The following is a 13,165-nucleotide window of genomic DNA, read 5'->3' on the forward strand; positions in this document are numbered from 1 at the left end:
AATGGATTCGACTACCCCAGTTAAGAGATAATAATCTTAATTGGAGATCGAAAATGACAAAACGTAAAAAATATTCAAAAGAATTCAAATTGGATGCGATTGCATTGGTCGTTGAGCAAAACTATAGTCAAGCGGAAGCTTCGAGAAACCTGGGGATTAATCCCAACATGCTCGGCCGTTGGATCAAAGAAGCCGAAAATGATGATGGTCATGCTTTTCGGGGGAATGGCAAACTAACCCCAGAGCAAGAAGAGATCCGCAGCTTAAAAGCACAAGTAAAACGCCTCGAAATGGAGCGTGAAATATTAAAAAAGGCAACGGTCTTCTTTGCCAAAGAAACGAAGTAAAGTATTCGTTTATTGCCCAACATAAGAAGATCTGGCCTGTGGTCATAATGTGCCATGTACTGGGTGTTAAGAGTAATAATTATTATAGTTATCAAAAACGTAACGTTAACAAACCGGAAGACCCAACGCATCAAGAAATGCTTGATTGGGTCAAAGATATTGCCAAGTTCAGCGATAACACCTATGGCGAGCGACGTATTCAAAAAGTGTTAAACGCGCTGAGTTATCCCGTGAGTCGGCAAAAAACCGCGCAGCTCATGAAAGAAGCGGGTGTATGGGTTCGTTATAAAAAGAAATACAAAGTGACAACAAACAGTGACCACAATAAGCCTGTTTACGCCAATGAACTGAAGCAAAATTTTACTGTTGCAGCACCCAATCAAGCGTGGGTGCAGGATATCAGTTATGTTTGGACAACCGAAGGCTGGTTATATCTAGCGGTTGTCATTGATTTATATTCTCGTAAAGTGGTCGGCTGGAGTATGGGAGCGAGAATGAAAGCTCAACTGGTTTGTGATGCGTTGACTATGGCTATTTGGCAACGTCAGCCACTATCGGGATTGATTGTTCATTCAGATCAAGGCGTTCAATATGCGAGCCATCAATATCGGCGATTATTAGAAAAACATAGCTTTATTGGTAGCATGAGTAAAAAAGGTTGCTGCTGGGATAATGCGGTTGCAGAAAGCTTCTTCGGCAGTTTGAAACAGGAACGTGTTCACTGGCGTCACTATGAAACCCGCTATGCAGCGCAGCAAGATGTTATGAATTACATAACGATGTGGTACAACAGCCAACGGCTTCATTCTTATCTGAATTATCAAAGTCCAAATAACTTTGAATTGGTGGCTGAAGAATTAACTATGGTTGCTTAACTGAGGTGTCTGAATTTGGTTGACCACGTCAAGGTAACGCGAATATAAGTAAGCAAAGTAAGATTAACTGTTTCATGTTATTGCTCCTTAGGACCATTTAAGATTTTGGTCCAGCTGGATAATGCATGTTTTTGTTTAGTGGCTTTATCGTCACTCATGTCGATAATAATTGCCTCTACTCGTCTATCTGAATGACGTTTTGAGCGTGAGTCAGGTTCGTCGCTGTACGGCGTTAAACTACCTTGTGTTAAGGTTGTTATTGTTGCTGGGTTTACACCATAAATACCTAGCCAGTGTTTTACTGTTTCTGCACGCTTAAGTGCTAACTCATAGTTGTTTTGTTGCTGACCACTAATGTCAGCATGACCAACAAGCAATAAGTTAACCTCATCAACTTGTTTAATTAAGTCAGCCGCTTGTGCTAAACGTGTGATGTATTTAGGAGTAACCTGAAAATCATTCAACGAAAACTGGTTATCACTATTTAGAAGCTCAGTGATCTGGTCTTTAAGTGATGCTGTCATGTTTTTTTCAGTGTCAGTAACACCTGCACATTGGCTCATCGCATTAACAGTTTCAAAGTGCTTGGCAAGCTGATTTAAACCGTGATAGTGAATCAATAAATCATGCTCAGCATCAGACCACATTTGCGCTGCTATTAGACGTCTTATACGGTTTTCGTATATTTGTGCTTTTAGCAGTTGTGCTGGCATACATTGCTGTATACCTTGTGCTTTTAATAAATCTAACTTTAAAACATGATGTTCAAATTCGCTTAGCACCACGGTTTCTTGTGTGTCGTAAATCATCTCGTGTTGTTCATCAGTAAGCGGATAATTTTGATATTTTTCAGCCCAGCCTCCTTGCCCCTCATCAGGCCAAGAAGCACATCCACCAAGCGTTAGCAAAATGATTGTAAATAGTATGTGCTTCATAAATCACCTCACGCGATATCAGCTTGTTCGATAAATGGAATCGTCTTATCAACTCTTAATAGACTCATTAATTTGTGTGGTTGCCCAGACACATTAAGCAGTGATAATTTTTGTCCTTTTTTCTCGATGCGTTTGTATAGGAACACCATGGCACCAATACCAGATGAATCAATAAACGTGGTAGAGCTAAAATCGAGTACCACACTTTGCTGTTTGCCGTGCGCAACTTCTTCAAACTGATCTTTAAAGCCATCGACAGCTAGACCAGAAAAGTCACTAGGTAGAGAAATTAGTTTGGTATCGTTAGAAAATGATGTGTTGTTAGCCATGATCTTCACCTTAGTTAAATTGGTTAGTCATAGTAACTAGTACAACTAAAATGCCAGTTTATAAGGTGTTGAAATTTAAAGGATAAATTATAGGGTAATGCATAATGCAATTAACTTTTTAGTGTTGATTTGCATTATGCAACGTGATTTGCTTAATTTATTTTGCAAAAAGGATGTGGATTGGTATCACTGCCCTTTGCCTGTAAAGACAACTTGTAATGTTTTAATCACAATTGAAAACTCAAGCCTCGCCCAAGCACGCGGTGATGACATACTCAGAGAATAGGCGTAATCCCAGCCTATTTTACTGCGTGCATCGTCTATGGTTTCGTCGTAGCCGTTCATCACTTGAGCAAGCCCAGAAATACCTGGTTTAACCCCGTAAGTACGCTGGCAAAAATAAGGAATGTCTTTTTCTAATTTACCATAAAACACAGGGCGCTCTGGTCTTGGGCCAATTAATGACATCTCGCCTTTGAGCACATTAATCAATTGTGGAAGTTCGTCAATTCGTGTTTTACGCATAAAACGACCTACTGCCGTTATTCTTGGGTCATCTTTAGTTGCCCATACAGCACCAGAACGTGACTCAGCATCAACCACCATAGAGCGAAACTTGTAAACATAAAATAACTCAACGAAGTCATCTGAGCTTTCACCCACTCTAAGTTGCTTAAAGATGATAGGACCTTTAGATGTAAGCTTTATAGCCAGCGCTGCAATTAAACAAACAGGCCAAACTAGACTTAGTGCAAATAAGGCACCTGCAATATCTAAGCTTCGTTTGATGACTTTAATAACAGATTTGGTTTGTGCTTTACTCGCTGATTTTACACGTTGCCAAGGGGTGTCGAAGTAACCTTGTTCATAACGAATGATCCCCCAAAGTGCTAAAAAGTAGCTATTTAAGATGTAATTAACTTTATCGACGATAGGAATGCGTCTTTTAAAGGCGAATATAGTTTTAACCGCTTGCAGTGTGTGAAGCGATAAAATGCCTGTAGCTATCAATTGTGACCATACAGATTGTGTGACGATAGCTTCTATAAATACACAAGCATAAATACAGGCTAAAATAATTGGCATAACCCCACGTAATACTTTGTGCGAGAAAAAGTTCATACAAGTCCAACCTAAACGCGGGTTAAGTAATAAAAGCAGCGCTTTTATTTGTTGCCAATTACCGGCACCTAATCTTACTCGGCGTTTATAATCTTCACTTTGCTCATCGCATTCGCGCTCGTAAATGACTACGTCTTCATCGACAATGGCTTTACCGCCTTTACTTAAAGCTTTCATTGATAGCACGAAGTCGTCGTTAATGGTGTTTTTTTCTAATTCATTTGCATACTCAGCGCGCATTGCAAACATTGCCCCAGGTACGCCAATCACAGCGCCAAGGTTTGACTCGGATTTTTTCACTTGGTTTTGGTACTGCCAGTAGGCTTTTTGCGCATCTGGTGCATTTTCATCTAAGGTGTAAACACCTGTCGAAATTGCCACTTGCGGATCACTAAATTGCTTAGCTACTTTGTTTAATGCATCAATACTCAATAAAGCACTAACATCAGTGAACAGTAAAATATCATTGTGATATTTTGCCATCCCCATCAAGGTATTTAACCCTTGTACTTTCCCTTGGTTTTCATCACGATGGTGAAAATAGCACTGCACGCCTTGCTTATGTAATACCTGCTGTGCTTTAAGAGCTTGTTGATAGCTTTTATCGGTGCAACCATCAAAATAAACATGAATAGAATAATGATGAGTGTCATAAACTAGTGATGCTAAGTTATAAAGCTTTTCTGCAATATGCTGTTGTTCATTGTAAGCACACATCAAAACAGCAATATTCGGTGTGTAGTTGTCATCAAAAACGGTTTGCTTGCTTGGTTTTTGCTTTTTGCTTGCAACACACTTTAGTAATAATGGGTAGCCAATATGATGATACGCAGCAATACACATTAAAATGATAAATAATGTAGTAAAAATAGTCATGGTTGGCTCCTACACTGCTAATGCAGAATATAAATTGTTGTATTTACTACTCATGGTTCTTGCATCAGCGACTGCAATAGCATGATGACGAATGCAAAGACCATGTGGCAGTTTACATGCTCTCAAAATAGCCGGTGCAAGCTTGTTAAACTCGTTCAAAGACACAAGCTCACCTTCGTTATCGGTGACAACTTCATGAATTCCACCTACATCAGACGCTACAACTGGAATACCACATGCCATGGCTTCAATAATCGATAATGGCAAACCTTCACGCTGTGAATATAAACACATCACGTCGATACTCGAATAAAAGGCTCGCATATCGTGAACGTTGCCTAAAAAGTGCACACGCTCGTTAAGCCCTAAATTACGTACCAAATTCATTAAAATGACTTTTAGATCGCCATCTCCAGCAAACACCATATGGTAATCTTCAGGTAAGTAATGCAATGCATGAATAAGATCTTTGTGTCCTTTACCTTCAATTAACCTTGCAGCACAGCCAACTAGCTTAACTTTGTGGGGTAAATTGAGCTGATTTCTGGCGGTTGATTGATTAATTGCGACAAAATTATCGCAATCTATACCATTTAAAATGGTGCGCTCAGGAATGATTGCTGTTTTAGCTCTAAATTCATCAGCAACAATACGTGCATCTGCGACCCAATAAATATTCGTTAATGAGTTAAGTAACTTAGTGAAAGTACATTGTTTAACGTTATTTAAATACCAGGCATCATGAATTGTTGATATATGACGAACCGTATCACCGGTCAACGCACAAGCAAGGCCAGCATAAATAACAGGACCAACATGATGACTGTGAATAATATCGATATCATGCTCTTTTATTAATGCCTTTATCTTTGCGATAACAGAAATACTCACGCCTGGTTTTTTGTTTAAACAAATAACTCGATGGCTATATTGTTCAAGCTATGGCCATTGCTCAAACGCAGATTGCCTGTTTCCTTCAAGAGAAACAATAATACTCGAGCTACTAAATTGACTATTTTTGAGTAAAGTAATTGCCATTTTTTCTAGGCCACCTACTTGTAGGTGTTGAACTAAGTGCATGACATTCATGATTTATCTCCTTCAATATTACCGAAGTTAGTTTCGGCATTGACGATAGGAAGTACTGTTACCACCTCTGCGCTGGTAAGTTTTTCGATGGTTTTAATATCTTTTAAGTGACTGTCACAAAGTGCAGCAACAAATACGCTTGCACTACCTGTGAAAATCCCAAGCACAATGCCAACGATAACGGTCATCAGCATTGAGGTATTGATAGGTTGTGTTGGGCTATAAGCTCGCTCGATAGTTTTAACTTTGTCAGGTCCTTCGTATTTAACTAATTTGCCCGTAACTTTGGCCATTTCGTAACGGCTCAGCATGTCTTTATAAAGTGACTGTTTAACATCGTAATCACGCTCTAGTTTACGTAATTGTTTTTCTACATCACTGGTAACTAACAGACGTTCACTGACAAGCTGAACTTGCTCTTCGAGCATTGCAAATTCTTGTTCTTGCTGAAGTAAATTATTACGGGCCTCTTCAAGCGCAAGAAGTTGTGAAACTAAAACGCTGCTCTCTTTACCATCACCAGAAGGAAGCGTATTAACCATTTGCCATAACTGATCAAGATTCGTTGTGTCTAGCTCTTCACTAGATGCTAACAGCGCCTGTTGGCGGCTTTTTAAATTTGCAAGGGTGCGTTTTTTCTCGATAATTTTGCTATGTTTATCGGTATAGCGTGTTCTCAAAAGACTTAACTCTGATTCAGTACGAATTATCTTTTCTTCTAAATTGCCTAAAATTGGATTGGCTTGCCCTACTTTACTCACTAAGGCATTCAGTTTTGCTTTAGCCCCTGAAAGAGCAATCAGCTTTTGTTGCTTTTCACTTAGTAAGCTGTCGAAGGTTTGGCGATTGCTATGTAAAACATCGGGTAAGGTGTTACTGTTTTTGGTTTTAAAATCAGCAAGTGCCTCTTCAGATAACTCAAGTTCTTCGCGTAAACTATCCAGCTGCTTAAAGAAAAACTGCTCAGAAGTATCAAGTGATGCCTTTGTTGGTGCTAATAAACGTTCAATAAATTTTTCTACCACCTTTTCAAGCACTGGCTTCATTTGTGATTGGTCATGCCAAATAAAGTTTATGCGGACCAGCTCATCACCAATTAACGAAAGTGATAACGCTTTAGATAGTTTTTGATGGATTTCTTCAACTTGCTTTGACGTAGCATCTTCAGCTATTAATTGGGTTTCTTTTGCTACTGCAATAAGTACCTTGCGGCTGATAACTAAGGTACGCAGTGCTGCCATACGGTCAGAAAGCTGAAACGAGAAAGACAGATCATCTAAGTAAGGATTAAGTAGTGCTGACTCTTCAATTAAGATGGTAGCGTGATTGGTATATTGTTTTTGAGCAGATAAACCAAGTGCAATGACGACGATTGGCACAATGCAAAACGGAATAATAAAGAGCTTAATACGCGTGTAAAGCGCATAAAGCCCTAAATAAATTAACCGTTTGATCTGCTCTTTAACTAACATACTTTACCTTTTGCTTTGCATTTTGCGAAATTGCTCGGTTTTAATTTGCAAATTGATAAAAACAACCGAGATTTCTATAGATAGTTAGTTAATTGCAGTTAATGAGCCAAAATGAAAAAGCCGCATCTTGTAGCGATACAAGATGCGGCTTTGGGTTGAAAGGTTTATTTAGCAAAACCTAAGTTGTTTACAGACTAGCTTGGCTTTTGCTTGCCAGCTATGATCACTTGCCTGCTGAGATTGGTTGGCTCGCCAATTTAAGTTGTTTGATTTACTTAGGCTTACAGCATAGTCTAATCGCTCAATAAAGCCCTGGTGGTTGTCTGCTATTAATATGGTCTCTTGGTACGGATTAACCGCAGCAAAGCGTGTTGTCACAATTGGTGTGCCTGTGGCTATGTATTCTTTTAATTTAAGTGGATCGCAGGCCCTGATCTGCTCATTATCAACAAATGGCAAGATAGATACCTGCCAATGCTGAGAAAATGAAGCTAAACGATCATGCTCTACAGCCTGTATATGGGTTACATTGTCTAACTTGAGTAGATCAGAAAAGTCTTCGACAAGGTGGCCTATCAATACTAATTGATACTCAGGCCTATCTTTAACTAGCCTTAACAATAAGGCTTTATCAAGCCAAGCATTCAAGGAACCATAGAAACCAATAATTGGTTTGCTTATTTGCTCAAGTTCAACGGCTTTTGTGGTTTGCGTGGTAAAAAGCTCTAAATCGACACCATGAGAAAGCATTTTAACTTTAGATTTCGGCATTTTGTTGGCAAGAAACTCACTCACAACATAGATGGTGTCAGCTTTTTCGATAAGGTCACTTTCAAAAGGCGCGACCATTTTATGATCAACCCCCGCAAGTGCAGAGAAGTCATCACCACAATAATAAATTACCTTATCTTGCTCTCGCGGTGAAATTAGACTAATTGCAGTAGGCACACTAAGCCAATAAACAATTGGCTCATCATCTATGAAACCTTTTCGATTAAAAATCCATTTATTAAATAGCCTTACTATAACGTTATCGTGCCAGGGTAAAACCGCTAATGTGTGTGATGTTAAATTAATGTTTTGGCTAGTATTCGTTGTTTTAGCATTTGACCCTGTGCGCTTTGATAAAAAAAGGCTTTTTAATTTATTAAAAACTCGTTTCACATCAATCAAGCGAAATGTTGGTTTTCGCATACCAATCGAGTTAATCCAAATAACATGATGTTGTTTTGATAGTTGTTTAAATAGGTGCTGTGTACTACTTGGGTGACTTTGCCAGTCTTCACCGAATACAATAAATTTCATAGCGTCCCCTCCAGCTGTTTAACAATTTTTGCTGGATTGCCAGCAACAATAGTATTTGCTGGGACATCTTTAGTAACTACCGCGCTTGCAGCAACTATAGCACCCTCGCCTATTGTTACACCTGCAAGCACAGTTGCGCCGGTGCCTATCCAAGCGCCTTGTTTGATAATGATATCGCCAACTTGTGACTCGTCATCAGGCTCACCTAAAGCACGTCGTGCAGAGTTTAGAGGGTGACCAGGAAAGCCAGCTAAAAATACCCGTCCTGCAAGGCGAACATCATCTTCTAAAATAATTTTACGGCCAACTGAAAACGCATTTTGCCAACCAATATCCACGTTACTGCCAATAATCAGTTTGGGTGTGTAATTACCATGACTACGCCCACAAAAAGTGCTGATGCCACTAATTCGCGTGTTGTCATTACAGCTAATTTCAAGTTTTCCTAATATTTGCGGCATGCCAGAATACAGGAATAAATTTGCTTTTGAACCTTTAATTTGGCTTTTAAATAGTGGTGTGTAATAAAAAATGCGCCCTAGCTCACTCACTAAAGTTTTAACCAATAAATGCAGTTTATATATAAATGAATGAATACCTGGGATCACCCACATTTGCGGATTGCGAATCGATTTCGCAAATTGAAAAAGCGATTTTGCAAATGGGCTGTGACTTGATTTAAGCCATTGTTTAATATTTTCACTCATGTGAGGTCTCCTTTTGTCTATCAATTACAAGCTTTTCTAAGGCAATGGTTAAAGCAAGAATGATATAAATAGGCCATGTAAATGCCTGAGTTAAAAAGGTTCCTGACACCATAAAGCCAATTAGGCCGCCCTTTAGAGCTTTAGCATTCACATCTATTTGTTTGTCATTAATCTGTTTATTTATTAAAAACACACGGTTTAAGGTGCGATAAATACAGGCAATCACAAGCACAAAAATGCATATTCCTACGATGCCTGTTTCACCTAATACCTGAAACCATGTACTGTGTACTGCATGATTCTTGCCATCCCAATGTGGGCTATAAAAATAGTAATTAACGACAAAGTTATTAACCCCAACCCCTGTTAATGGATTATGTATCGCCATATTTATTGCAGCTTGCCATGCGTAAATACGACCCATAGCAGATTCATCAACACCACCTTCATGGGAGCCGCCACTTTGCCTATCTGCAATACCTGCAAAAGCAACCATGGCTAACATGCCCACAGCACCAATGCAGCCGACCACAACAGGATTTTTAACTTTCTGATAAATAAAGAAACTAAGTACAGCAGCAATGCCAAGTAAGCCGCCTCGGCTTTGTGTTGCAATGACACCGCTGATTGCGATAACTAAGCAAATAAATGCAATGATGCGTCTAAATTTATGGGCACTTGAATCAAATACTTCAGCAGCTAAAAAAGACACGGGAAACATCATTACAAGTGATAAATCGTTAGGATCACCAAGTTGTGAGCGAAGTTCTCGCGAAATAGTGACGCGGGTACCTTCTACTAGGCCAATACCATTCATTTTGTTACTCAGGGCAACTAAAGCAATGGCGGCACCTGAGATCATGATGCCAATTCTAACCACATTAAAATGCTTTAATGTGCTCATCCACCACGAGATTGCAAATACCATAATGAGTACTTTTGTTAGTACACCTGACCAGTACTCCATCGCTAAACCCCGATTTGAGGCACTAAAAACGCAAACAGTCAGCCAAATAAACCAAACAAAAAATATCAGATGATTGGTATGCCAATGTGGCTTTAATTTTTGTGAGATAAACAGGTGCCAAGCTATTCCCAATAGCGACGCAAGCGCGAGTAACTTAGGAATTTTAAAAGGCATTAAAAAAGGAAAAGCTTCGTGTAATCTAAAGTAGCTAAATAAAATAAACAAAATTATAAAAGCCACACTTACCTCTACTGCAGTGAAAGCGGCAAAAGGTAATAGCAGCAATGCAAATACTGCTATTGGGCCCAAAATGGCAATAGGTAACAACCACAAGTAAGGTTACTAAAATGCCATTAATGAATAACTGATTTTGTTTATAGTAATTGAGCATAGTGATGCTCCTTAATTAAGCTTTTTATCACTTGCTTAATTAGTGCTCTATATTGATAAGCCAAACCAACAATATAGATAAAACATACAATCCATTTAGCCAAACTTAGTTCGCTAAACTGTAAAGTGATCAGTGTTATAGAGCCTAATGCTAACCAGCTTGGTATTAATGCTGCAAAATTTAGCTTTAGAGGTTCGAAATGCTGACTAACTGAGTAAAGGCAAACTAATTTAAAACTTTGCATAATGATTAGCGCCAAAATAGCGCCTTCAACACCAAGTTTTGGCACTAAAAAGTACAGCAGGCTAAGGCCTAAAAGTGCCGTAAAGAAATTTATAATTGATACAAACACACCATTTTTATGCATGTAGCAACCAATATTAAAAATATCGCTGTGATGGCGTATGGCAACAACAATAATCAACAGAATCAGCCAGCTATCTTTGCCATGGTATTCAGCAGGAAGTACTGAGTTTAAAGCGATTGGTGCCAGTAAACTCATTAAAACACACATAGCTAAGCCTGCATTTAATGAGGTTATTGCATAATTTTGATATTGCGTTTTATCTTGCTTAATTAAGCTAAAACGTTTGGCGAACCACCAAAGCCTAATCGGCTCAAATGTGAACGAAGTTATAATGGCAAATTGCGCTGCAACGTAATAACTCGCTAAAACACTCTCGTTAAATTCGGCAACGATAAACCAGTTTTCAGCCCCATTACCGGCATAAACAAACAAACCTGATGCGATAATTGAAGTTAAGAATACAGTCTGTGATTTTTTTATTCTCCAGCTAAAGCGAGAATAGCTCACTTTAAGTGCACTTCGCATATCACTTAAGGTTAAACACATAATAATGAACGTGCAGACAACACCTGAAACCATTACACCGGTTACATTAAAACCAAGTACTAACAAAGTGATTGTTAAACAAGTTTGTATGACAGCATGCGCAATAGTATAAAAACAATACTTTTGCGCGTAATCAAATAACCGGTAGTAGGTGTACGGGATAGCAAGTACCGAGGCAAAAGTTAAATTTAAAATAAGTAACCTAAAATCAATCACCTTTATTTGCGCAGGTAAGGTTGCAATAATTTGCTCGCTAAATATAAAGCTACAGCCTAAAAAAAGCGCACTAAAGCAGATTGTTAATACCAGAGAGTCTCTAAATAACGCCATTTTTTCACGAAAAGATGGGTACTGTTGTTTTAGTAGTAGCTCAGGTAAACCAAGAGAAACCACTAAAGAGCATAGCGCTGACATGGTCACCAAAAAGTTCAGTTCACCAAACTCGCTCTTTTCTAAAAAGCGAGTTGTAATTGGTAAAAGTAAAAAGCCAAACCCTTTTACTGCAAAAATAGCTAAAGCAAAGTAACCAATTTGTTTTAAGTTACTCATAAAACCTCCCTATAAAGATTCAACCCACTTGGAAAGTTGCTGAGCTTGCTTAACTGCGTTGTAATGCTCGTTTACATGTTGCTTAGCATTTTGACCAAGTAGATAACGCTTATGTGGAGATAATTGGTGAAATTTATAAAGCATTTTGCTGAGTCCTGAGATACTACCTGGCATACATTTCATACCAACACTTGGGGTTACAATTTCGTTTGCTCCCATTAAGGTGGTAGTGAGAACAGGAAGGCCACAAGCCATGGCTTCTTTTAAAACTAACGGGCCTGTATCACGGTCGCCATTTTCTGCGACACAAAAAGGCGCGATAAGCGCAGAATAGTAAATCAGGTTTGAGCTAACCCAATCATGAGGTTTTTCACCTAGAAAACGGATAGATTTACGAATACCAAGCTCTTCAGCCATATACATTAAATCGTTAAGCATTGGCCCGTCCCCTACTATATCTAGTGTTATACCAAACTCTTTTGGAATATGCTTAAGTGCCGGTAATAGGAATTGCAGCCCTTTCTTTTCGACTAGACGACCGATAAAAATTAAACGAACAGATTCATTTAGGGACGATGGTACAAACTTAAATTGGCTAGTATCGATACCACAATGCAACAATTTAACATTGCTCTTCGAAAAGCGTTTAAATTGCATAGCCATTTCTTCACAAACTGCTATTGAAAAATCACAAAGAGCTAATTTAGGTTTTAAGTCTGCGTTGTTTACGTAAACATCATGGCCATGACCAATAGAAGATACTGTAATGTCAGCAAGTTTTGCCGCAACGATACCGTATGCAAGAGGCCCATGCATAAAATGGCAATGTAAATGATCTATCTTTGCAGCTTTTATATAACGTGCAATTTGATAACCATAAGCAAGCAAGGATTGTGTTGAAATTGATTTAAATTGAGCTGCAGTATGCGTTGCCCTTGCTAACTTATAAATGTTCAACATAGAAGGTAAGATTGATTTAAAAGCAGGCTTAGTGATTTTTTTAACTTCAATGGCACTGGTTAAGTTAATCATGACACTGGTTTTTTCAAATGTAAGAACTGTCACCTTATGCCCTGCATTTAGAAGAGCTTTAATTTCCGTTACAACAAATGTTTCAGATGCAATTGGAAAGCTTGGAACCAAAATAGCAATGTGCTTCATAAAAACGCTCCTATAAAAACTGTTATAAGAGCTATGGCAAGTTCCATACCCAGCAAAAAAACCGAAATATTCCCGAATTGAGATAAAAAATTACCGAAGATTTGCAAAATGCAACGCACAAAGAGAAAAGGCTGAGTAATTTCACAGAAAATACAGATTTAAAGCTGGCGTCTAAATTGCGTATCCT

General features: G+C 38.6%; 11 protein-coding genes and 1 pseudogene. 1 reads left to right on the forward strand and 11 read right to left on the reverse strand.

All coding sequences use genetic code 11. The features are described 5' to 3' along the window. Positions 1-53 precede the first annotated feature (53 nt). Positions 54-1,222 (forward strand): IS3 family transposase gene (locus J8Z28_RS09180; protein WP_502934611.1). Its coding sequence is split into 2 segments (ribosomal slippage): positions 54-300 and positions 300-1,222, totalling 1,170 coding nucleotides; the frame shifts between segments, so codons are not numbered across the junction. Between the two features lie 77 nt (positions 1,223-1,299). On the opposite strand, the gene J8Z28_RS09185 is transcribed toward J8Z28_RS09180, so the two are convergent. The 11 genes and pseudogenes from J8Z28_RS09185 to J8Z28_RS09235 form a co-directional block, all read right to left on the reverse strand. Beyond that, positions 1,300-2,157: an OmpA family protein gene (locus J8Z28_RS09185; protein WP_054561489.1), complete on the reverse strand. Its 858-nt coding sequence runs from the start codon at positions 2,155-2,157 to the stop codon at positions 1,300-1,302. Between the two features lie 8 nt (positions 2,158-2,165). Further along, positions 2,166-2,486: an STAS domain-containing protein gene (locus J8Z28_RS09190; RefSeq protein WP_054561490.1), complete on the reverse strand. Its 321-nt coding sequence runs from the start codon at positions 2,484-2,486 to the stop codon at positions 2,166-2,168. A gap of 186 nt (positions 2,487-2,672) precedes the next feature. Continuing rightward, positions 2,673-4,484 (reverse strand): sugar transferase, encoded by a 1,812-nt coding sequence (locus J8Z28_RS09195; RefSeq protein WP_250659281.1) that lies wholly within the window; start codon positions 4,482-4,484, stop codon positions 2,673-2,675. A 9-nt stretch (positions 4,485-4,493) separates the two neighbouring features. Beyond that, positions 4,494-5,399, reverse strand: coding sequence for a glycosyltransferase (locus J8Z28_RS09200; protein ID WP_284693438.1), 906 nt, complete (start codon positions 5,397-5,399; stop codon positions 4,494-4,496). 24 nt (positions 5,400-5,423) lie between these two features. Next, on the reverse strand, positions 5,424-5,573 hold the full coding sequence (locus J8Z28_RS09205) for a hypothetical protein (RefSeq protein ID WP_250659283.1): 150 nt from the start codon (positions 5,571-5,573) through the stop codon (positions 5,424-5,426). After that, positions 5,570-7,045, reverse strand: coding sequence for a GumC family protein (locus J8Z28_RS09210; RefSeq protein ID WP_250659284.1), 1,476 nt, complete (start codon positions 7,043-7,045; stop codon positions 5,570-5,572). The genes J8Z28_RS09205 and J8Z28_RS09210 overlap by 4 nt, the downstream gene beginning before the upstream one ends. A gap of 168 nt (positions 7,046-7,213) precedes the next feature. Further along, positions 7,214-8,350 (reverse strand): glycosyltransferase, encoded by a 1,137-nt coding sequence (locus J8Z28_RS09215; protein WP_250659285.1) that lies wholly within the window; start codon positions 8,348-8,350, stop codon positions 7,214-7,216. Then, on the reverse strand, positions 8,347-9,057 hold the full coding sequence (locus J8Z28_RS09220; protein ID WP_250659286.1) for an acyltransferase: 711 nt from the start codon (positions 9,055-9,057) through the stop codon (positions 8,347-8,349). Before J8Z28_RS09220 ends, J8Z28_RS09215 begins: the two co-directional genes overlap by 4 nt. After that, positions 9,050-10,415, reverse strand: a pseudogene (locus tag J8Z28_RS09225) (O-antigen ligase family protein). The gene J8Z28_RS09220 and the pseudogene J8Z28_RS09225 overlap by 8 nt, the downstream one beginning before the upstream one ends. Then, positions 10,399-11,817 carry a lipopolysaccharide biosynthesis protein gene (locus J8Z28_RS09230; protein ID WP_250659288.1) on the reverse strand — a complete coding sequence of 473 codons (1,419 nt, stop codon included), beginning with the start codon at positions 11,815-11,817 and terminating at the stop codon, positions 10,399-10,401. Before J8Z28_RS09230 ends, J8Z28_RS09225 begins: the two are co-directional and overlap by 17 nt. Before the next feature lie 9 nt (positions 11,818-11,826). After that, complete coding sequence (locus J8Z28_RS09235; protein ID WP_055021344.1) at positions 11,827-12,978, reverse strand: glycosyltransferase; 1,152 nt, start codon at positions 12,976-12,978, stop codon at positions 11,827-11,829. Positions 12,979-13,165: the final 187 nt, after the last annotated feature.

The organism is Pseudoalteromonas sp. SCSIO 43088 (assembly GCF_023650795.1).
Taxonomy (GTDB): domain Bacteria; phylum Pseudomonadota; class Gammaproteobacteria; order Enterobacterales; family Alteromonadaceae; genus Pseudoalteromonas; species Pseudoalteromonas shioyasakiensis.